This is a genomic window from Streptomyces sp. NPDC005533 (assembly GCF_042871845.1).
In the GTDB taxonomy this organism is placed as follows: Bacteria; Actinomycetota; Actinomycetes; order Streptomycetales; family Streptomycetaceae; genus Streptomyces.
The window spans coordinates 82,617-102,869 of record NZ_JBIAJH010000027.1 but is presented as its reverse complement, the minus strand read 5'-3'; the positions used below and the strand labels follow the sequence as shown (position 1 = coordinate 102,869).

Annotated in this window: 20 protein-coding genes; 9 read left to right on the top strand and 11 right to left on the bottom strand. The window is 72.6% G+C overall.

Annotated features, from left to right (window positions below):
- Positions 1-102 precede the first annotated feature (102 nt).
- The 3 genes from ureG (at position 103) to ACFYP3_RS25490 (ending at position 3,466) form a co-directional block, all read left to right on the top strand.
- Positions 103-798, top strand: coding sequence for an urease accessory protein UreG (ureG, locus tag ACFYP3_RS25500; RefSeq protein WP_388836767.1), 696 nt, complete (start codon positions 103-105; stop codon positions 796-798).
- A gap of 62 nt (positions 799-860) precedes the next feature.
- Entirely contained in the window at positions 861-1,622 is a 762-nt protein-coding gene (locus tag ACFYP3_RS25495; protein ID WP_388836776.1) for an urease accessory protein UreD, read from the top strand.
- A 182-nt stretch (positions 1,623-1,804) separates the two neighbouring features.
- Positions 1,805-3,466, top strand: coding sequence for an alpha/beta hydrolase (locus tag ACFYP3_RS25490; protein WP_388836764.1), 1,662 nt, complete (start codon positions 1,805-1,807; stop codon positions 3,464-3,466).
- A gap of 26 nt (positions 3,467-3,492) precedes the next feature.
- On the opposite strand, the gene ACFYP3_RS25485 is transcribed toward ACFYP3_RS25490, so the two are convergent.
- The 6 genes from ACFYP3_RS25485 to ACFYP3_RS25460 all read right to left on the bottom strand — a co-directional run bounded on the left by ACFYP3_RS25485 (position 3,493) and on the right by ACFYP3_RS25460 (position 8,775).
- Positions 3,493-4,218 (bottom strand): lysophospholipid acyltransferase family protein, encoded by a 726-nt coding sequence (locus tag ACFYP3_RS25485; RefSeq protein WP_388836761.1) that lies wholly within the window; start codon positions 4,216-4,218, stop codon positions 3,493-3,495.
- Positions 4,219-4,301: 83 nt separating this feature from the next.
- The gene (locus ACFYP3_RS25480; RefSeq protein ID WP_030711544.1) at positions 4,302-4,460 is read right to left on the bottom strand and encodes a hypothetical protein; all 159 of its coding nucleotides are present in this window, start codon (positions 4,458-4,460) and stop codon (positions 4,302-4,304) included.
- A 32-nt stretch (positions 4,461-4,492) separates the two neighbouring features.
- Positions 4,493-5,449, bottom strand: a complete 957-nt coding sequence (locus tag ACFYP3_RS25475) for a cytochrome c oxidase assembly protein (protein WP_388836759.1) — start codon at positions 5,447-5,449, stop codon at positions 4,493-4,495.
- Positions 5,450-5,538: 89 nt separating this feature from the next.
- Entirely contained in the window at positions 5,539-6,564 is a 1,026-nt protein-coding gene (locus ACFYP3_RS25470; RefSeq protein WP_030711550.1) for a 6-phosphofructokinase, read from the bottom strand.
- Between the two features lie 215 nt (positions 6,565-6,779).
- Entirely contained in the window at positions 6,780-7,508 is a 729-nt protein-coding gene (locus tag ACFYP3_RS25465) for a type 1 glutamine amidotransferase (protein WP_388836757.1), read from the bottom strand.
- Between the two features lie 28 nt (positions 7,509-7,536).
- A complete protein-coding gene (locus ACFYP3_RS25460; protein WP_388836755.1) occupies positions 7,537-8,775 on the bottom strand; it encodes a MurT ligase domain-containing protein in 1,239 nt (412 codons plus the stop codon).
- 123 nt (positions 8,776-8,898) lie between these two features.
- On the opposite strand from ACFYP3_RS25460, the gene def reads away from it, so the two are divergent.
- Positions 8,899-9,465 (top strand): peptide deformylase, encoded by a 567-nt coding sequence (gene def, locus ACFYP3_RS25455; RefSeq protein WP_388836752.1) that lies wholly within the window; start codon positions 8,899-8,901, stop codon positions 9,463-9,465.
- Positions 9,466-9,509: 44 nt separating this feature from the next.
- Here def and ACFYP3_RS25450 read toward each other — a convergent pair whose 3' ends face one another.
- On the bottom strand, positions 9,510-10,154 hold the full coding sequence (locus tag ACFYP3_RS25450) for a TetR family transcriptional regulator (RefSeq protein ID WP_388836749.1): 645 nt from the start codon (positions 10,152-10,154) through the stop codon (positions 9,510-9,512).
- 203 nt (positions 10,155-10,357) lie between these two features.
- Between ACFYP3_RS25450 and ACFYP3_RS25445 the strand changes: the two genes are divergently transcribed.
- The gene (locus ACFYP3_RS25445; RefSeq protein WP_388836746.1) at positions 10,358-11,587 is read left to right on the top strand and encodes an acyl-CoA dehydrogenase family protein; all 1,230 of its coding nucleotides are present in this window, start codon (positions 10,358-10,360) and stop codon (positions 11,585-11,587) included.
- A 109-nt stretch (positions 11,588-11,696) separates the two neighbouring features.
- On the opposite strand, the gene ACFYP3_RS25440 is transcribed toward ACFYP3_RS25445, so the two are convergent.
- Both ACFYP3_RS25440 and ACFYP3_RS25435 read right to left on the bottom strand, forming a co-directional pair.
- Positions 11,697-12,461, bottom strand: coding sequence for a hypothetical protein (locus tag ACFYP3_RS25440; protein WP_388836743.1), 765 nt, complete (start codon positions 12,459-12,461; stop codon positions 11,697-11,699).
- A gap of 64 nt (positions 12,462-12,525) precedes the next feature.
- Positions 12,526-12,963, bottom strand: a complete 438-nt coding sequence (locus ACFYP3_RS25435) for an SRPBCC family protein (protein WP_388836740.1) — start codon at positions 12,961-12,963, stop codon at positions 12,526-12,528.
- A 156-nt stretch (positions 12,964-13,119) separates the two neighbouring features.
- Between ACFYP3_RS25435 and ACFYP3_RS25430 the strand changes: the two genes are divergently transcribed.
- On the top strand, positions 13,120-13,305 hold the full coding sequence (locus tag ACFYP3_RS25430) for a DUF5999 family protein (protein WP_388836738.1): 186 nt from the start codon (positions 13,120-13,122) through the stop codon (positions 13,303-13,305).
- 158 nt (positions 13,306-13,463) lie between these two features.
- Here the strand turns inward: ACFYP3_RS25430 and ACFYP3_RS25425 are convergent, their stop codons facing one another.
- A complete protein-coding gene (locus ACFYP3_RS25425; protein ID WP_388836735.1) occupies positions 13,464-15,557 on the bottom strand; it encodes an ATP-binding protein in 2,094 nt (697 codons plus the stop codon).
- Between the two features lie 63 nt (positions 15,558-15,620).
- Complete coding sequence (locus ACFYP3_RS25420) at positions 15,621-16,580, bottom strand: fibronectin type III domain-containing protein (protein WP_388836732.1); 960 nt, start codon at positions 16,578-16,580, stop codon at positions 15,621-15,623.
- A gap of 181 nt (positions 16,581-16,761) precedes the next feature.
- On the opposite strand from ACFYP3_RS25420, the gene ACFYP3_RS25415 reads away from it, so the two are divergent.
- Genes ACFYP3_RS25415 through ACFYP3_RS25405 form a run of 3 tightly spaced genes read left to right on the top strand, consistent with a single transcriptional unit; the run spans position 16,762 to position 20,226 of the window.
- Entirely contained in the window at positions 16,762-18,351 is a 1,590-nt protein-coding gene (locus ACFYP3_RS25415) for an ABC transporter substrate-binding protein (RefSeq protein ID WP_388836729.1), read from the top strand.
- Positions 18,352-18,368: 17 nt separating this feature from the next.
- Complete coding sequence (locus ACFYP3_RS25410; RefSeq protein WP_388836726.1) at positions 18,369-19,334, top strand: ABC transporter permease; 966 nt, start codon at positions 18,369-18,371, stop codon at positions 19,332-19,334.
- Entirely contained in the window at positions 19,327-20,226 is a 900-nt protein-coding gene (locus tag ACFYP3_RS25405) for an ABC transporter permease (RefSeq protein ID WP_388836723.1), read from the top strand. Before ACFYP3_RS25410 ends, ACFYP3_RS25405 begins: the two co-directional genes overlap by 8 nt.
- Positions 20,227-20,253: the final 27 nt, after the last annotated feature.

Below are 20,253 nucleotides of genomic sequence, written 5' to 3'. Positions count from 1 at the left end.
ACAACAGCGGCTACCCCATGCCAGCCACACCCGACTCCCCTGGGTGTCCCGATCTTACGAATGACCCGAATCAACCCACGAAGAAAGGTATGGACACCCCCCATGCACCTCGACCACGCCGTGACCTACCCCCACCGGCACACCCACGGCGCCGCCCCGCTCCGCGCCGACGGCACCCGGCGCGCCCTGCGCATCGGCCTCGGCGGACCCGTCGGCTCCGGCAAGACCGCCACCGTGGCGGCCCTGTGCCGCGCGCTGCGCACCGAACTGTCCATGGCCGTCGTCACCAACGACATCTACACCCGCGAGGACGCCGAGTTCCTGCTCCGCGAGGCCGTCCTGCCGCCCGAGCGGATCACCGCAGTCGAGACCGGCGCCTGCCCGCACACCGCCATCCGCGACGACATCTCCGCCAACCTGGAGGCCGTCGAGGAGCTGGAGGACGCCTTCCGGGAGAACGGCCCCCTCGACCTGATCCTCGTCGAGTCCGGCGGGGACAACCTCACCGCCACCTTCTCGCGCGGCCTCGTCGACGCCCAGATCTTCGTCATCGACGTGGCCGGCGGGGACGACATCCCCCGCAAGGGCGGCCCCGGCGTCACCACCGCCGACCTCCTCGTCGTCAACAAGACCGACCTCGCCCCCTACGTCGGCTCCGACCTCGGCCGGATGGCCCGCGACGCCGCCGCGCAGCGCGGTGAACTGCCCGTCGCCTTCCAGTCGCTGCGCGGACCCGAAGGGGTGGCCCCCGTGGCCGCCTGGGTGCGCGGCCGGATCGCCACCTGGACCGCACGGTGACCAGCGCACCACCCCTCTCCGCGCCCCGGGTCCCCCCGCACCCGGCGCCCACCCCCGTGCCCGTGCCCGCGTCGGGCCTGCGGGCCACCGCCCGCATCCACGCCGTCGCCGACGGGCGGGGCGGCACCGCCCTCCCGCTGCTGGCCGGCGAGGGTCCCCTCGCGCTGCGCCGCACCCGCGGGCCCTCGGCCGAGGCCCGGGTCATGCTGGTCGGCGCGATGAGCGCCCCGCTGGGCGGGGACCACCTCACCGTCGAGGCCACCGCCGGGCCCGGCGCGCGCCTCGCCCTCGCCTCGGCCGCAGCCACCCTGGCGCTGCCCGGCCGCGGCGGCGAACCCGCGCGCTACGACGTACGCCTGACCCTGGAGGACGGGGCTTCGGTGCGCTGGCTGCCGGAGCCGCTGGTGTCGGTGCGCGGCAGCGAACTGCGGGTACGCACCCGGGTCGTACTGGCCCCCACCGCCCGGCTGCTGCTCCGCGAGGAGCAGGTGCTCGGACGCGCGGGGGAGGACCCGGGCCTGCTGAGCAGCCGGCTCACCGTCACCTGCGGCGGCCGTCCGCTGCTGGACCAGGAACTCGCCTGCGGCCCCGGTGCGCCCGGCGGCTGGGACGGCCCCGCGGGCCTGGCCGGCCACCGGGCCCTCGGCCAGCTCCTCGTCGTGGACCCCGACTTCGCCGACGACCCGCCCGCGGCCCGGGTCCTGGGGGAGTGCGCGGTCGTGACACCGCTGGCCGGGCCCGCGGTCCTCGTGACGGCCCTGGCCCCGGACGCCCTGCGGCTGCGCGAGGTGCTCGACGCGGCCTGCCGTACGTACCACGGCTGAACGGGGGACGAATCAGGCACCGCTCAGCGGTACACGCCTTTCCGGTTATCGGGTTGGCAAAGAAGTCGATCGAGCTCTGTCGCCGGTCCCGGATCAGACGACAGGATCCCCCTGCACGCCGACGACCGAATCCGACCAACCCGGCCGCCCACGGCGGCACCTGACGCAGGGGGAACAACCACGTGATACGCAACGCGACGCTGGGGAGCGCCGCCACACTGATCACCGGCACATTGGCGGCGGGCCTGCTGCTGGCCCCGCCGGCCGCCGCGGCCCAGGCCGACAACGGCCCGAAGCTCCCGGAGGTGCTCGGCGTCCAGATCGCCGCCGCCCGCGCCGCCCGTACCGGGATCGACTGGAAGGACTGCCCCGCGGACTGGGGCCTGGAGAAGCCCATCCAGTGCGGCTGGGTGAAGGTCCCGCTCGACTACGCGAAGCCGTACGGCAAGACCATCGAGATCGCCGTCGACCGGATCGGCAACACCGGCACGAAGCAGGAGCGCCAGGGCGCGCTCGTCTACAACCCCGGCGGCCCCGGCGGTTCCGGCATGCGCTTCCCGCGCCGGGTCACCACCAAGAGCCCGCTGTGGGTCAACGCCTCCAAGGCGTACGACTTCGTCGGTTTCGACCCCCGCGGTGTCGGCCACTCCGCGCCCATCTCCTGCATCGACCCGCAGGAGTTCGTCAAGGCCCCCAAGGCCGACCCGGTCCCGGACAGCGAGGCCGACAAGCTCGCCCAGCGCAAGCTCGCCGCCGAGTACGCGGACGGCTGCAAGGAGCGCAGCGGCGAGATGCTGCCGCACATGACCACGCCGAACAGCGCCCGCGACATGGACGTGATCCGCGCCGCCCTCGGCGAGGCGAGGCTGAACTTCCTCGGCGTCTCCTACGGCACCTACCTCGGCGGGGTCTACGCGAGCCTCTTCCCGACCCACGTGCGCCGCATGATCGTGGACAGCGTGGTCGACCCCTCGCAGGACAACATCTGGTACGAGGCCAACCTCGGCCAGGACGTCGCCTTCCAGATGCGCTGGAACGACTGGCAGGACTGGGTCGCCAAGAACGACGGGGTCTTCCACCTCGGCGACACCCGCGCCAAGGTCGAGGCCAAGTGGCAGGAGCTGCGCGCCAAGGCGAAGGCCAACCCGATCGGCGGGATCGTCGGACCGGCCGAGCTCATCGGTTTCTTCCAGGGCGCCCCGTACTACGACTCCTCCTGGGTGCCCGTCGCCCAGACCTGGGCCGCCTACGCCGCCGGTGACGAGCAGGCCCTCGTCGACGCCATCGCCCCGGACATGACGGACACCAAGGGCAACGCGGCCTCGGAGAACGGCAACGCCGTCTACACCGCGGTCGAGTGCGCCGACGCCAAGTGGCCCACCAGCTGGGCCACGTGGAACCGGGACAACTCCAAGCTCCACGAGAAGTACCCGTTCCTGACCTGGTCGAACGCCTGGATGAACCTGCCCTGCGCGACCTGGAAGGCCAAGCAGAGCACCCCGATCGCGGTCGGCGCCAAGCGCGTGCCGCCGATCCTGATCGTCCAGTCCGAGCGGGACGCGGCCACGCCGTACAAGGGCGCGGTCGAGCTGCACCGCCGCCTCGCCGGCTCGCGTCTGATCACCGAGCAGAACGCCGGTTCGCACGGTGTCACCAGCCTGCTGAACCCCTGCGTCAACACGCGGGTGGACACCTACCTGCTGACCGGCAAGGTCGACGCCCAGGACGTGACGTGCGCTCCGCACGCCACGCCCGTCGCCCCGGCCCAGGCCGCCGCGCGCTCGCTCGACCAGGGAACGGGCAGCGCATGGCCCGCCCGTGAGGAGCTGCCGGCCGTCCGCTAGAGCGGACCGGCCGTACGGGAGGAGGCTCAGCGCGCGGAGCGCCGGGCCTTCTTCCGTTGGTCCTTCTTGCGCTCGGCCTCCTCCTCGGCCTTCACCTCGGCCGCGTACCGGTCGACGTACTCCTGGCCGGACAGTTCGAGGACGGCGTACATGATCTCGTCGGTGACCGCCCGCAGGATCGCCCGCTCGCCCTCCATGCCGGCGTACCGGGAGAAGTCCAGCGGCCGGCCGAAGCGGATCGTCACCCGCCGGATGTTCGGGATCTTCTGCCCGGGCGGCTGGATCTCGAAGGTGCCGACCATCGCGCAGGGGATCACGGGCACCCCGGCGCCCAGGGCCATCGCGGCCACGCCGACCTTCCCCTTGTAGAGCCGCCCGTCGTGCGAGCGCGTCCCCTCCGGGTAGATGCCGAGCAGCTCGTCCTTGGCCAGCACCGCCAGCCCCTCGCGCAGGGCCGCCTGTCCGGCGTTCTTCCCGGAGCGGTCCACCGGGATCTGTCCGGCGCTGCGGAAGAAGGCGGCGGTGAGCCGGCCCTTGACGCCGGGGCCGGTGAAGTACTCGGCCTTCGCGAGGAAGGTGATCCGCCGCTTGAGGATGGCGGGCATCAGGAAGTGGTCGGAGAAGGACAGGTGGTTGCCCGCGATGATCGCGGCACCCTCCGCCGGGATGTTCTCCAGGCCCTCGATCCGGGGCCGGAACAGCAGCCTCAGCAGAGGACCGATCAGCACGTGCTTGAGCAAGTGGTAGAACACCAGGCCGCTCCCGTCGATATCCCGTTGTCACCGCCATTTTACGGACGGTGAGTCACGGGCTGGAGGGGGCGGAGGGAACAACCTCAGACATTGCGCGAGGCGGCCATCCCGGCGGTCAGCAGCCCCAGCACCACCCAGCCGAACCACAGCCAGCCGTTGCTGCCGAGGGCCACGGAGTACGTGGCGACGGCCACCAGTGCGGCGAAGGTCATGACGGCCATCGCCTTAACGGATCCGGTCATGCCCCATGGTCGCGCGCGACAGGGTGGTTCCGCTACTGGCCACGCGCTTGGAGCGAGGCGAGATACGAGTTGTACGCCTCCAGCTCCTTGTCGCCGTTGCGGTCCTCGGCCCGGTCGGAGCGCTTCGCCGCCCGCTGCTCGGAGTGGTACCACTGGTAGACCAGGGCGATCAGCACCAGCACCGACGGGATCTCGCTGAAGGCCCAGGCGATCCCGCCGCCCCACTGCTGGTCGAGCAGCGGGTCGATGTCGAGGGAGGCCGGCGGGTTCGCGTACGTCCTGATCATCGGCTCGCTCGCCATCATCAGGGCGATGCCGAAGAAGGCGTGGAAGGGCATGCCGGCGAAGAGCTCCAGCATCCGCATCACGTAGCCGGGACGGTGCGGACCCGGGTCGATGCCCATGATCGGCCAGAAGAAGACGAGGCCGACGGCGAGGAAGTGGACCATCATCGCGATGTGCCCCGTGCGGCTCTCCATCAGGAAGTCGAAGAGCGGGGTGAAGTACAGGGCGTAGAGGCTCGCGATGAACAGGGGGATGGTGAAGGCGGGGTGGGTGACGACCCGCATGTACCGGCTGTGCAGCAGAGCCAGCAGCAGCTCGCGCGGCCCCTTGTGGCCGCGTGCGGCGGGCGGCAGGGCGCGGAGCGCCAGGGTCACCGGGGCGCCCAGCAGCAGCAGGATCGGGGTGATCATGCTGATCACCATGTGCTGGACCATGTGCACGCTGAACATGACCATGCCGTAGTCGTTCAGCTTGGTGCACATCACCAGGACGACCGTCAGCACGCCCGCGGTGAAGGCGACCGTACGACCCGGCGCCCAGGCGTCCCCGCGCCGGCGCAGCCGCAGCACCCCCCACCCGTACAGGGCGAGTCCCGCCAGCGAGCCGATCAGGAAGAACGGGTCGAAGGAGAACTCCAGCCCGCGTCCGAGAGTGAAGGGCGGCAGGTCCATGTTCATGTCCATGCCGTGCCCGCTGTGATCCATCTCTTCACTCCCTTGACCGTGGCGCCCCACCACAGTAATGCCGCCCCCGTACGCTCCTGCGCGCGGGGGCGGCCGTAACGGGCATACGGTTACAGAACCGTCTGGGCCTCGTCGTAGCGGTCGGCCGGCACCGTCTTGAGGGTCGAGGTGGCCTCGGCGAGCGGCACCATCTCGATGTCCGTGCCGCGCAGCGCCGTCAGCATGCCGAACTCGCCGCGGTGCGCGGCCTCCACGGCGTGCCAGCCGAAGCGGGTGGCGAGGACCCGGTCGTACGCGGTGGGCGTGCCGCCGCGCTGGACGTGGCCCAGGATCACCGGCCGGGCCTCCTTGCCCAGGCGGTGCTCCAGCTCCACGGCGAGCCGGTTGCCGATGCCGGCGAACCGCTCGTGGCCGTACATGTCGACGCCGCCCTCCTCCAGGTCCATCGACCCGGGGCGCGGCTTGGCGCCCTCGGCGACCACGACGATCGCGAAGCGCTTGCCCGCGGAGAAGCGCTCGCCGACGATCGCCGTCAGCTCCTCGATGTCGAAGGGACGCTCCGGCACGACGATGGCGTGCGCCCCCGCCGCCATGCCCGAGTGCAGGGCGATCCACCCGGTGTGGCGGCCCATGACCTCCACGACCATCACGCGCTGGTGGGACTCGGCGGTGGTCTTCAGGCGGTCCAGGGCCTCCGTGGCCACGCCGACGGCGGTGTCGAAGCCGAAGGTGACGTCGGTGGAGGCGATGTCGTTGTCGATGGTCTTCGGGACGCCGACGATCGGCAGACCGGCCTGCGACAGCAGGTTCGCGGCCTTCAGGGTGCCCTCGCCGCCGATCGGGATGATCGCGTCGAGGCCGAGGTCGGCGACGTGCCCGCGGGCACGCTCCACGCCGTCGCGCAGGTGCGCGGGCTGGACCCGGGAGGAGCCGAGGATGGTGCCACCGCGGGCCAGGATGCCGGCGACGGCGTCGAGGTCGAGCTTGCGGTAGTCCGCCTCCAGCAGGCCCTTCCAGCCGTCGAGGAAGCCGATCACCTCGTCGCCGTGGTCGACGACGGCGCGGTGCACGACGGAGCGGATGACGGCGTTGAGGCCGGGGCAGTCGCCACCGGAAGTGAGCACACCTATGCGCATGGCAGGAACGGACCTTTGCAACGTGGGCCGACGACCGGACCACGTCGTCCGGTTGGAACTACGGCCACCCTACAAGCGGTGGAGCAGTGGGCTGAACCATCCTCCACATGCTGGTCGTACGCGTCGTACGAAACCACGTCGGCCCGGTTCCCCCTAGGGAAAACCGGGCCGAACACATGATGGCGGGGCCGCCCCGATGAGCGGTCCGCCGGGCGCTACGCGGGCTGCGTCGCGGTGGCGATGCGCTCCGCGCGCAGCGCCTCGTACCACCGGTCGTCTATGGCCGGCAGGGCGTTCACGTCGAGGGCCAGCTTCAGCAGCAGGTCCGCGATCTGCGGGTTGCGGGCCATCACGGGGCCGTGCATGTAGGTGCCGAACACCGTGTCGTTGTAGGCGCCTTCGGTGCCGTCGCCGGTGCCGTTGCCGCGGCCCATGGTGACCCGGGCGAACGGCTTGGCCGTCGGGCCGAGGTGCGTCACGCCCTGGTGGTTCTCGAAGCCCGTCAGCTGCGGCAGGCCCAGCCGCGGGTCGATGTCGGCGAGGACGTCGCCGACGCACCGCTCGCCCTCACCGCGCAGGGTGACGACGTCCAGCAGGCCGAGGCCCTCTTGGCGCTGGCCCATGTCGTTGACGAACTCGTTGCCGAGGATCTGGTACCCGGCGCACACGGAGAAGACGATCGCCCCGTTCGCGACGGCGCGCTCCAGCCCGCCGTCGCGCAGCAGGCGCTCCGCGGCGAGGCGCTGCGGCCGGTCCTCGCCGCCGCCGATCAGGTAGATGTCGCCCGAGGTGGGGATGGGCTGGTCGCTGCGCACGTCCACGCGCTGCACGTCCAGGCCGCGCTGGCGGGCCCGGCGCTCCACGACGAGGGCGTTGCCCTGGTCTCCGTACGTGCTGAGCAGGTCGGGGTAGACCCACACCAGACGCAGGCTGTTGTCGCTCATGCTCTTGTCCTCTGCGTTTCTGACGGGCCTAGTTGCCGACGCGGCGGCGGACGTCCTGGAAGGCGGTGTAGTTGGCGATCAGCTCGATCTGACCGGGCGGCGCGAGCTGCACGGCCTCGTCGAGGGTCTCGCACACCCGGAAGTCCAGGCCCGCGACCTCGAGGCGGACCGCGAGGTCCAGCTTGCGGTCGCCGATCACGAAGATCGGGTGGCCGGCCAGGCGCGTGTAGTCCACGTCCCACAGCCAGGAGGTGTCCGTGCCGTCGGCGCCGCGCGCGTTCACGGAGAGGATCACCGGGGTCGGCGGCGGGTCGATCAGCGAAAACGTTTCGAGCCAGCCCGCCGGGTTCTTCGCGAGCAGCAGCCGCAGCTCACGGCCCTGGAAGTTGACCACGTCGTAGCGGCCGGCGACGGCCTGCACCTGGTACATCCGCTCCAGGGCGACCTGCGGCGGCACGCCGAAGACGGCGGCCACGGCGGCCGAGGTGGCGGCGTTGGCCTTGTTGGCGCGGCCGGGCAGCTGGAGGTGGATCGGCCAGGCCGAGCCGTGCGGGTCCAGCACGTGGTCCCCGGAGAGCACCCAGGTCGGGGTCGGGCGGCGGAAGCCGCACTCGCCGCAGAACCAGTCGTCGCCCGGGCGCTGCATGACACCGCCGCAGGAGGGGCACGACCAGGCGTCGTCCTTCCACTCCTGGCCGGCGGCGACCCACACGACGTTCTGCGAGGAGGAGGCGGACCACACGATCAGCGGGTCGTCGCAGTTCGCGACGATGACGGCCTTCGAGCCCTGGAGGCCCTCGCGCCACTTCTCCGCGAGCATGCGGGTCTCGGCCGCGCGGTCCAGCTGGTCGCGGGAGAGGTTGAGCAGGGCGATCACCTTGGGGGTGACGTCCCGGGCCACTCCGGCCAGGTACTTCTCGTCGACCTCGATGACGCCGTACTTGGCGTCCGAGCCGCCCGCCAGGGCCGAGGTGATGCCGGCCGGCATGTTGGCGCCGAGGGCGTTGGAGACGACCGGACCGCTGGCCCGCAGGGCCTCCGCGATCAGCCGGGTCGTCGTGGTCTTGCCGTTCGTCGCGGAGACGAGGACGACGTCGAGGTGTTGCGCCAGCGCGCCGAGAAGATCGGGGTCGAGTTTGAGTGCGACCTTGCCACCGATCACCGATCCGCTTCCGCGTCCCGCGGCCCGCGACACCGCCGCCGCGGCCTTGCCCGCCGTCACGGCCAGCTTGGCCCGCGGCGAAAGCGGCTCCGTGTTGCCTGCCATCGTCCCTTGTCCTCCTTGCGTCGGTCGGCCCCAGCCTATCCAGTACCGGCCGCAGCCTTGACCGCGGCGCCCCCGCCCCGCCGCGGATCTCCTCATATAGTCGCCCGTCGTACGCTTACGGCCATGCGACAGCGCCCCATTCCCGGTACCACCGGACTCGTCCGCACCATGAGCCTGTTGGGTGCTCCGGTGCTCCACTCCCCCTGCGCGGAGGTCACCGCGTTCGGCCCGGAGCTCGACCGGCTCATCGAGGACATGTTCGCGACGATGTACGCCGCGCAGGGGGTCGGCCTCGCCGCGAACCAGATCGGCGTCGGACAGCGGGTCTTCGTCTACGACTGCCCCGACGACGAGGACGTCCGCCACGTCGGGCACATCGTCAACCCGAGGCTGGTCGAGGCCGACGGGGACGAGTTCCTCGGGCCCGAGGGCTGCCTGTCCCTGCCGGGGCTGGAGGCGGGGACGGCGCGCTTCGACCGGGCGGTCGTCGAGGGGGTCACCTCGCGCGGGGAGCCCGTGCGGATCGTCGGTACGGGGTTCTTCGCGCGCTGCCTGCAGCACGAGTGCGACCACCTCGAAGGGACCGTGTACGCGGACCGGGTGACCGGCCTGCGAGCCCGTCGCCTGCGGCGGGCCATCCGCAAGACCCCCTGGGGCGCGGAAGGCCTGTCGAGCCTCGCCGGGGTCTGAGGCGCGTGGCCTGAAGATGGCCCGGCGGGGCCGGCCGGGCGCGGCTAGAAGCCGGGGCCGTCCACGCGGTTGCCGGCGGAGGAGAGGCGGCCCCAGAGGAGGTCGGTGAGGCCGGCGACGAGCTCCGCGCGTTCGCAGGGGCGTTCGCCGAGCCACCAGTCGCCGGCGGCGTGCATCATGCCGACGATGCCGTGGCCCCAGACCCGGGCCAGGCGTTCGCCGCCCGGGCCGAGGTCCACCCGCTCGCCGATCACCTCGGCCAGTTCCTCGCCGAGCCTGCGCAGCAGCGGCGCCGAGTGCAGGCCCACGTCGAAGCCGCGCTCCGCGCTGTGGGAGTCCTCGGCGGGGTGCATGAGGAAGCGGTAGACCTGCGGGCGGGCCTCGATGGCGGCGAGATACGTGTCGAGGGTCGCCTCCACCCGGCGGCGCCGCTCGGCGGGTGCGTCGAGCGCGGCCCGCAGCGAGTCGAGCAGGGCGTCGGTGTGCCGTACGGCGAGCGCCTGGTAGAGGCCCGCCTTGTCCCCGAAGTGCCGGTACAGGATGGGCTTGGTGATGCCGGCCTCGGCCGCGATGGCGTTCATGGAGGCTTTGGGGCCGTCCCTGAGCACGACCCGGTCCGCGGCTTCGAGCAGCTCCCGCCGGCGGCGTTCGGCCGCTCCCGGTTCGCCGGCCTGCTGAGTGGTCTCCATGACGTGTTTCTCTCCCCGCCCTTGCGATGTGCGTGACGCCCACGCAACGTAACACCCGGTGCACCCCGAGGATCGAATCGGCAGCCGTCCCGGTCGGAATCTTCCGTGCTTGACAGGCCTTACTCGCCGGTAACAGACTGTGCCTTCGTGGTGGTTACCGCTAGTAACCTCCGCAGCGACGAGCACAGACAGGTGGAGGGGACATGGCGGAGTTCACCATGGAGCTGAACGACGACCAGAAGCAGGTACGGGACTGGATCCACGGCTTCGCCGCCGATGTGATGCGCCCCGCGGCCGCCGAATGGGACGAGCGCGAAGAGACTCCCTGGCCCGTCATCCAGGAGGCCGCGAAGGTCGGCATCTACTCCCTGGACTTCTACGCCCAGCAGTTCTTCGACCCGACGGGCCTCGGCATCCCGATGGCGATGGAGGAGCTCTTCTGGGGGGACGCGGGCATCGCCCTGTCCATCGTCGGCACCGGACTCGCGGCCATCGGCGTCGTCGCCAACGGCACCGAGGAGCAGATCGGCACCTGGATCCCGCAGATGTACGGCACCCCGGACGACGTGAAGGTCGCCGCCTTCTGCTCCTCCGAGCCGGACGCCGGCTCCGACGTCGGCTCGATGCGCACCCGTGCGGTCTACGACCAGGCCAAGGACGAGTGGGTGCTCAACGGCACCAAGACCTGGGCGACCAACGGCGGCATCGCCAACGTCCACATCGTGGTCGCCGTCGTCGATCCCGAGTTGGGGACCAAGGGGCACGCCTCCTTTATCGTGCCGCCGAACACCCCGGGACTCTCCCAGGGCCAGAAGTTCAAGAAGCACGGCATCCGCGCCTCGCACACCGCCGAAGTGGTGCTGGAGGACCTACGGATCCCCGGGTCCTGCCTGCTCGGCGGCAAGGAGAAGCTGGACGAGCGCCTCGCGCGGGCCCACGAGCGCGCCCGCAGCGGCGGCGGGGAGCGCGTGAAGAACGCGGCCATGGCCACCTTCGAGGCCTCCCGGCCGGCGGTCGGCGCGATGGCCGTGGGCACCGCGCGCGCGGCGTACGAGGTCGCCCTCGACTACGCGAAGACCCGCACCCAGTTCGGCCGCCCGATCATCGACAACCAGGGCGTGGCCTTCCAGCTCGCCGACATGCGCACGCAGATCGACGCGGCCCGGCTGCTGGTGTGGCGGGCCTCCTGGATGGCGGTCGCCGGCCGGCCGTTCGACTCGGCCGAGGGCTCGATGTCGAAGCTGTTCGCGAGCGAGGTCGCCAAGAAGGTCACCGCGCAGGCGGTCCAGATCCTCGGCGGCAACGGCTTCACCCGGGAGTACCCGGTGGAGCGCATGCACCGGGACAGCGCGATCTACACCATCTTCGAGGGGACCAGCGAGATCCAGCGGCTGGTGATCGCCCGCACGATCTCCGGCATGCCGATCCGCTAGGCCGTCTCTTCCGGATCTTGCCTCGCCCGCAAGATCCGAAAGAGACGACCTAGGCACAAGGCCTCGGCGGGGGGTGCGGGACCCCGGGTCCCGCACCCCGGCCGGGGTCTCAGTGCAGCGACGTGAGGCAGGCGCTGGTGAACTCGTCGGGGCCGTACTTGGGATCGGCGAGGTAGTCCAGCGGGGCGCAGTGCGCGCCGGGCGTGTCCAACACGGCGGTGACCTCGTACTGGGCCCGGGACGAGCCGCAGGGCACGACCTCCAGGTCCTGGTCGGTCCAGCTGCCCTCGTTGCGCACGCACTGCCCCACGGACAGCCGCTCCGGGCCGTCGACCACCAGGCCGATCACGAGCAGTGCCTGGACGGCCAGGAAGACGAGCAGCACCGGTGCGAGGAGGAGCAGCGCCGGAGGCCGGCGCCACAGCGGTCTGCCCGGGTCGAGCGACGGGCGGAAGCCGCCCGCCGGGGGCGCCAGCTTGCGGAAGGCCGCCCGCGGGCCGAGGTTCATGAGCAGGGTCACCGGCGTGACGAAGAACGACAGCGGGCCCCACCAGCCCTGCCACAGGGTGTCCGAGGACATGCGGCGGTAGGTGGCGAGTCCGCAGTCGCGGCAGAACGGCCCGCGCTGGCTCAGGAACCGCATCAGCACGATCAGGCCCTGGTGGCCGCGTACGGTCGCGTGCGCGGCGGGCCAGGACCCGCACAGGGTGCAGCCGTACCGGCCCGGCTGCGGGTGGGCGGCGTACGCCCCGTACGGCTGCTGCGGTCCGGTGAACACGGGGCCGCCGGCCCCCTCGGGCTGCCGGGGTACGTAGGGGCCCGCCGGGCTGTACGGGCCTCCGGCGCCCTGCTGCGGCGGTGGCGGAGTGGCCACGGGGATTCTCCTCGGTCGCTCGGTGATCACCGGTGCGGTGATCACGGCACCCTAGCCCGCGACCTCAGGTCCGCAGCAGCCGGGCGAGGGCCCGCCCGAAGAGCAGCCGGCCCGCCGCCGCCACCACGGGGTCCAGGGCGCGGGGGAGGCCGCGCACGCGCAGGTCCTCGCGCCAGTGGACCTCGGTGCCCCCCGAGGCGAGGGGCCGGATCTCGATCTCCGCCCAGCCCGTCACGGCCCGGCCGCGCTTCTCCAGCCGGACGAGCCCCGGTGAGCCGCCCGCCGGGGGCTGCCAGACCACGACCTCCATGGGGTCGTCGAAAGTGATCCTGCCCACACCCGTGCGGGCCGTGAAGATCGTTCCGACGCGCGTCGGGGGCGCGGTGGAGATGATCGTCCGCGTGAGGGGGACCTGCGCGCCGTGGCGCTCCCAGTCGGTGAGCCGAAGCCAGGTCTCGGCGGCCGGCCGAGACGTACGGTGAATGATCCGGATACCGGGCATGAGCGCATGGTAATCGGGCATACACACCCTGAACTGGACGACGGATATGGGTTCCGTCCGGGGGTGGCGATCGGCAATACTCACCAGCCACCGTGGATCGCGGAATCGACCGGGTGACCACCGGCCCTCCCGCCCCACTTTGCGAGGAGGTGCGCCATGTGCTCCCACCAGCCACCCTGCCCATCCGCCGACCGCGCCGATCACGACGCCGCGCGCATCGTGGCCTCCCATCCCGAACAGGGCTGGAGCCTGCTGTGCAACGGGGTCGTGATGTTCGACGACACCGGTGAACTGCTCCCCGACCGCCGCACGGTGGAACCCCGCCGCCCGGCCCTGGTCTGAGCGAGGAGGCAGCATGCGCCAGCAGCTGATCCGCAAGCCCGTCCCCAAGCCCGCCCCACGAGACCTGGACCTGCGCACACCGTCGGGCAGACCCCTCCCGTACTGACGGGAGCCCCGACGAAGCCCATCCGGTACGCACCGCGTCCACCGGCCGCTGATCAGCCGGTGGACGTCGCCGCGCCGCCCAGGAACGCCGTCTCGTACGCGGCGTCGCCGATCGCGGCCCGGGCCCGCCGCTCGCCCTGGTCCCGCAGGGCCGTCAGCGAGGGAGAGCCCATCTGCGGCCGCCCCACCGAGCGCCACCAGGCGTGTCCGGTGCCCAGCAGCCGCGCCGCCAGTTCCCCGTCGCCCAGCCCGGCCACCGCCGCGGCCAGTACGTCCAGGCCCAGCGCGATGCCGATGCGGTCGCCCAGCAGCCGTTTGCCGGAGAGCATCGCCCGCACGTGCCGGGCCGCCTCCCCGTGGTCGCGCAGGCCCAGCGCGGCCACCGCCAGGATGTAGTCCGCGTACGCCCGCAGCCAGCGCTCGCCGAGCTCCGCGCACGCCTCCCGCAGGGCCCGTGCCTCGTCGGCCGCCTCCTCGAACCGCCCCTGGTCGCACAGGGCGTAGCCGGTGGCCAGCTTGCACAGCAGCCAGCCCGGACCGCTCGTCCGCCCGCCGTGGCCCGCCCTGGCCCGCGGACCCGCCAGCCCCAGCGCCCGTACGGGGTCGCCCGGCATGAGGACCGCCACCGCCTGCAGGTAGGCCGCGCGCAGCTCCCGTTCGGGGTCCGCGAGCCGGGCCGCGCCCCGCGTGCACTCCTCGGCGATCCGCCCGGCGGCCTCCATGTCGCCCTGGAGCAGCAGCGTGAGCCCGAGGGCCCACTGGGCCTGGTTGTACGCGGCCCCCGTGGGCGCGGCGGCCCGCAGGGCCCGTTCCAGGAAGCCCCGGCCCTCGTGGGCGTGTCCGCAGGCGAACCAGTGGAACCACAGCGCCCCGGCCATCTCCAGGGCCGCCGTCGGGTCGGCGGTGAGCAGGTGCTCCAGCGCGGTGCGCAGCTGCGCCTGCTCGGCGGTGATCCTGCGGTACCAGTCCACCTGTCCCGGGCCGAGCCAGCCCCGGTCGGCGGCCTGGGAGAGCGCCGCGTACCAGTGGGCGTGCCGGTCGCCCAGGAGCCGGGCCTCGCCGAGTTCGCACAGCCAGTCCTGCCCGTACTCGCGGATCGTGTCGAGCATCCGGTAGCGGGCGCCGGCGCCCCGCTCGTCGGTGCGCAGGACCACCGACTTGGCGGCCAGCCCCGCCAGGACCCGCTCGACCCGCGCGGCGGGCAGCGGTCCCCCCGCGCAGACCGCGCGGGCCGCGGCGATGTCGAAGTCCCCGGTGAAGACCGAGAGCCGGGCCCACAGCAACCGCTCCAGCGGCTCGCACAGTTCGTGGCTCCAGCCGATGGTGGTCCGCATCGTCTGGTGCCGGGGCGGCAGGGCGGCGCGGGAGCCGGAGAGCATCTCGAAGCGTCCGCCGATCCGCTCGGCCGTCTGCTCCAGCGTCCACAACCGCAGCCGGGCGCCGGCGAGTTCCAGCGCGAGCGGGATGCCGTCCAGGCGCCGGCACACCTCGGCCGCGAGGGCGGTCCGTACCGGGTCCGTGAAGACGGCCGCCGTCCGCGGGGTCGCGGCGAGGGCGCGGGCCCGGAAGAGGGCGAGGGCGTCGCTGTCGGGTCCCTCGCAGGGCAGCGGCCGGACCTCGACGACCTCCTCGGTCGGGGAGCCGAGCGGCTCGCGGGAGGTGATCAGGACCGTCAGCCCCGGTGCGGACTGCAGGAGTTCGCCGACGAGGTGGCGGCAGGCGGCCACCAGGTGCTCGCAGGTGTCGAGGACGAGGAGGAGCCGCCGGCCGGCCATCCACGCGCACAACTCCTCGTCGAGCGGGCGCGGGGAGTGGTCGGCGAGGCCGACGGCGTGCGCGACCGTCGCGGTGAGCAGGCCGGGATCGCGCAGCGGGGACAGCTCCACCCACCAGACGCCGTCGGGTCGGGACTGGCGGCGATCGGCGACGGCCCGCAGGGCGAGCCGGGACTTGCCGACCCCGCCCACCCCGGTGAGGGTGATCAGCCGTCGTTCCAGTAACAGGTCTCCGAGCAGCCGGAGTTCGCGTTCCCGGCCGACGAAGCTCGCCGGTTCCGGTGGCAGGTTCCCCCGCGTGCGGGAGCCCGGCGGGGGGTCGTCGTCCGCGGAATCTGCCTGATTGTCATTGACCGAGTACTCACCGAACACGGATGTATTGTGCGTGATCTTCTTATCCCACCGTGCCGTTCGGGCCGGATCGGTGTCGTAATTTCACGCCACGAGGGTGATCCGCCGTTCCGCGGAGAAGGCGCCCCAGTTGCCGTCGGGCAACCTGGCCCGCAGTTTGACGGCCCATTCGGTGCCCGTGGGCTCCGCCACCGTGAGCCGGTGCTCCACCCGTCCGGCGGGCACGGCGCCCGCACCGAACTGGATGACGGTCGTGGCCCGTCCGTTGACGTACAGCTCGTACTCGGTGGTCTCGCGGCCGGTGTCCGGGGCGGTCCAGGCGAGGGTGACCGCCCCGGGAGAAGCCGCCGCGACGAAAGCGGAGGGGGCGGTGCCGGGACCGTCGCCGGAGGCGGGCGGGGTCGTCACGTCCACGGCCGGTCCGTCGGGGGAGGAGTTGTCCGCCCCGTCCCGGGCCCGGACGGTGAAGGTGTAGACGGTGTCCGGCTGGAGGCCGCTCAGGGTGGTGCCGCTCTCGCCGTGGCCGACGGTGTGGATCCGGACGCCGCCCTGGTAGACGTCGTACGCCGTCACGCCCGTGTCGTCCGTCGCCGGCGTCCAGGACACCCAGGCGGCCCGGGGGCCGCTCGCGCGTCCGGTGGTGGCGGCCGGAGCGGTGGGCGCCGCGCGGTCCTCGGCCTTGGCCGCCGGGGTGGTCGCCCGGACGGCGGGGGCGGGCTCGGAGAGGTTCCCGGCGGCGTCCTCGGCCCGGACCGTGAAGGCGTAACCGGTCTGCGGGGCGAGGCCGGTGACGTCCACCATCGTCTTCTCGGCCGGGAGTTCGCGGACCAGCCGGTCGCCTTCGAAGACCCGGTAGCCGCTCACCCCGTCCCGGTCCGCCGCGGTGTCCCACATGACGTGCACGGTGGTGGCGCTGCCGGCCTGCGCGGTCAGTCCGGCCGGGGCGGGCGGGGGCCGGGTGTCGGGTGCGGTGCAGGCGGTCAGGTCGGTGAGGCCGGTGAGGGCCAGGCAGAGGGCGAGCGTGGGGGCGTCGCTGCGTCGCACGGGGGTGCCTTCCTCCGCTCCGTAAAGGTCTAGACATATATGGCACGGAGGGCGGGAGCCCGGCAAGACCCCTGCGGTCGGTCGTCGGGGATGTGCCCCGGTTCGTCTTCTTCCGATCCTGTCTGGCATTATTGCGAGCTCTTTGCAATAGCGGATGATTTTGAACAGGGATGTGCAGAGCATGACGGCCCGGACAGTACGGGGAGCGGCCGGCGCGACGCTGGCCGCCGCACTCATCACGGGCGTGGCGGCCTGTTCCGGCCCCGGCGTCGGCGCCGCGGCCGCCGACGCGGTGGTGGTGGGCATCGCCACCGAGCCCGAGAGCCTCAGCCCGCTGCTGGGCTACGGCAAGGACGGCAATTCGAAGATCTTCGACGGACTGCTCACCCATGACGCCGACATGAGGCTGAAGCCGGCGCTGGCCGAGGCCCTGCCGGAGGTCTCCGCCGACGGCCGCACGTACACCTACAAGCTGCGCCCGGGCGTGAAGTTCAGCGACGGAGCGCCCTTCTCCGCCAAGGACGTCGTCTTCACCTACCGGACGATCCTCGACGCCAGGACGAACAACGCCTCCAAGACCGAGCTGGACGCGATCGAGGGCGTCGAGGCGCGCGGCGAGGACACCGTCGTCTTCACCCTGAAGTACCCCTACGCCCCGTTCGCCGAGCGGACCGTGCTGCCGATCGCCCCCGAGCACGTCGCGGGCGCGCAGGACGTCAACAGCGGCGACTTCACCACCCGGCCCGTCGGCACCGGCCCGTACGTGCTCACCGCCTGGTCCAAGGGCGAGAAGCTCAGCTTCAGGGCCAACCCCGGCTACTGGGGCGGCGAGCCCGCGGTCAAGAAGTTCACCATGGCCGTCGTCAAGGACGACGACGTGCGCGCCACCCGGCTGCGCTCCGGCGAGCTGGACGGGGCGATCCTGCCGCCCCGTCTCGCCCGGGGCTTCGAGAAGGACCCCGCGCGCAGCACGTACGCGGCGAAGACCTTCGACTACCGCAACGTGACCCTCCCGACGCACCACCAGGTCACCGGCGACGTGGCGGTCCGGCGGGCGCTGGACATCGCCGTGGACCGCACGGCCATGGTCGACGGGCTCCTGGAGGGCGCGGGCAAGCCCGCCTTCGGCCCGGTGCCCGGCGACAGCCCGTGGTTCACGGCCGGCACCGAGCGCCGTCACGACCTCGACGGGGCGAAGAGGATCCTCGACGAGGCCGGCTGGAAGACGGGCGACGACGGCATCCGCGTCAGGGACGGGGTCCGCGCCTCCTTCCCGCTCTGGTACACCTCCGGCGACAAGATCCGCCAGGACCACGCACTCGCCTTCGCCTCCGACGCGAGGAAGGCCGGCATCGAGGTCAAGGCCGAGGCCGGCACCTGGGAGGTCATCGAACCGCGGATGAAGACCGACGCCGTCCTGGCGGGCGGCGGCTCCCCGGCCGACCCCGACTTCGACCAGTACCTGCTCCTCGCCTCCTCCCTCGGCGGCGACGGCTTCAACAACATGGCCCGCTACGACAACCCGGCCGTGGACCGCGCCCTCGACGAGGCCCGCAGGAGCGGCGACCCGGCCGCGCGCAAGGCCGCGTACGACACCGTGCAGCGCGAGCTCGTCAAGGACCCCGGCTACGTCTTCCTCACCCACATCGACCACCTGTACGTCGTGAACGACCGCTGGGAGGGGCTCACCACCCAGGTCGAGCCGCACGACCACGGCCTCGGCTCCGGCCCCTGGTGGAACGTCGAGAGCTGGAAGCCGAGGGCCGAGTGAGCCTCCCCTGGGGGCCGATGGCGCGCATGGCGGGGCGGCGGGCCCTCCTCGCCGCCCCGGTCCTCCTCGCCGTCACCTTCGGTGTCTTCGCCATCGCCGCGCTGTCCCCCTTCGACCCCGTGAAGGCCTACGCCGGCACCGCGGGTCTCACCGCCTCGCAGGCCGAACTCGACCAGCTCCGGGTCAACCTCGGCGTCGACCAGGCCCTGCTCCCGCGCTGGTGGGACTGGCTCGGCTCGGCGGTCACCGGCGACCTCGGCACCTCCTCCGTCATGCGCCGGCCCGTCGCCGACGTCATCGGGGAGCGGGTCGGCTGGTCGGCGCTGCTCGCCGCGTGCGCGTTCGCCGTGGCGGTGTCGGCGGGCACCGTGCTCGGGGTCCTGGCCGCCCGCCGGCAGGGCGGCCCGCTGGACCGGCTCGTCTCCTCGCTCGCCTACACCCTGGAGGCCGCCCCGGCCTTCTGGCTGGGCCTGCTCGCCATCTGGTTCTTCTCGGTCCGGCTCGGGGTGCTCCCCTCGGGCGGCCTGACCGACGCCGGCAGCGACACGGTCACCTTCGGGCAGGTCGCCTCGCACCTGGTGCTGCCCGCGCTGGTGCTCGGTGTCTCCCAACTGCCGTGGTTCTTCCTGTACGTCCGCCAGGGCGTGGCCGACGCGCTGGCGGAGGACCCCGTACGCGGGGCCCGCGCGCGGGGTCTCGCGGAGCGGCGCGTCCTGCTCGGGCACGCGCTCCGCTCCGGCATGCTGCCGATGCTGACCCTGATCGGCTCCCGGGTACCCGAGCTGATCACCGGTGCGCTGCTGGTGGAGACCGTCTTCAGCTGGCCGGGCATCGCGGCGGCGACCGTACAGGCGGCCACCTCGGTGGACTTCCCGCTGCTGGCCGCGCTCACGGTGCTGGCCACGGCGGCGGTGCTGGCCGGGAACCTGCTGTCCGACCTGCTGTACGGGCTGGCCGACCCGAGGGTGGGCTTCGATGGCTGAGCCGTCGACGGCTTCGGCGACGTCCCCGGCCGGGGTCGGGTGGCGGCCGGCGGGGCGCACCCGGCGCTCCACCCGCACCCTGCGCGTGCGCACGTCGGCGCTCGTGACGGCGGTGATCGTGCTGACGGTGCTGGTCGTCCCGCCGCTGGCGCAGCTGGACCAGCAGGCGGTCGACCTGTCGGCCAGGCTCCGACCGCCCTCGTGGGCGCATCCCTTCGGCACCGACGACGTCGGACGCGACCTGCTGCTGCGGTGCGTCTACGGGCTGCGGGTCTCCCTCCTCGTCGGCCTGGTGGCCGCCCTCGTCGCCACCGTGATCGGTACGGCGGTGGGCGCGGCCGCGGGCGCCCTGGGAGGCTGGACGGACCGGCTGGTCATGCGGGCCGTGGACACCCTGTCCTCGATCCCGCACCTGCTCCTCGGCATCTTCGTCGTGGCGATGTTCCGGCCGGGCGTGTGGCCCGTGGTGGTCTCCGTGGCCGTGACCCACTGGCTGTCCACGGCCCGCATCGTCCGCACGGAGGTCCTGTCCCTGCGCGGCCGCCCCTACGTGGACGCGGCCGTCTCGGGCGGCGCCTCGCGGCTACGGGTCGCCGTACGCCACCTGGTGCCGGGGGTCCTGCCGCAGGCGGGCCTGGCCGCGGTGCTGATGGTCCCGCACGCGATGTGGCACGAGTCCGCCCTGTCGTTCCTGGGCCTGGGGCTCCCCGCCCACCAGGCGAGCCTGGGCAACCTTGTGCAGGGCGCCCGCGGCTCGCTGCTCGCCGGCGACTGGTGGCCCACCCTCTTCCCCGGCCTCCTCCTGATCGTCCCGACGCTGGCCGTCGCCGGACTCGCGGGCGCCTGGCGCGAGCGCCTGAACCCCCGCCGCCGCTCGGAGCTGACCCTGTGACCCCGCCTCCCGTGCTCAGCGTCGAGC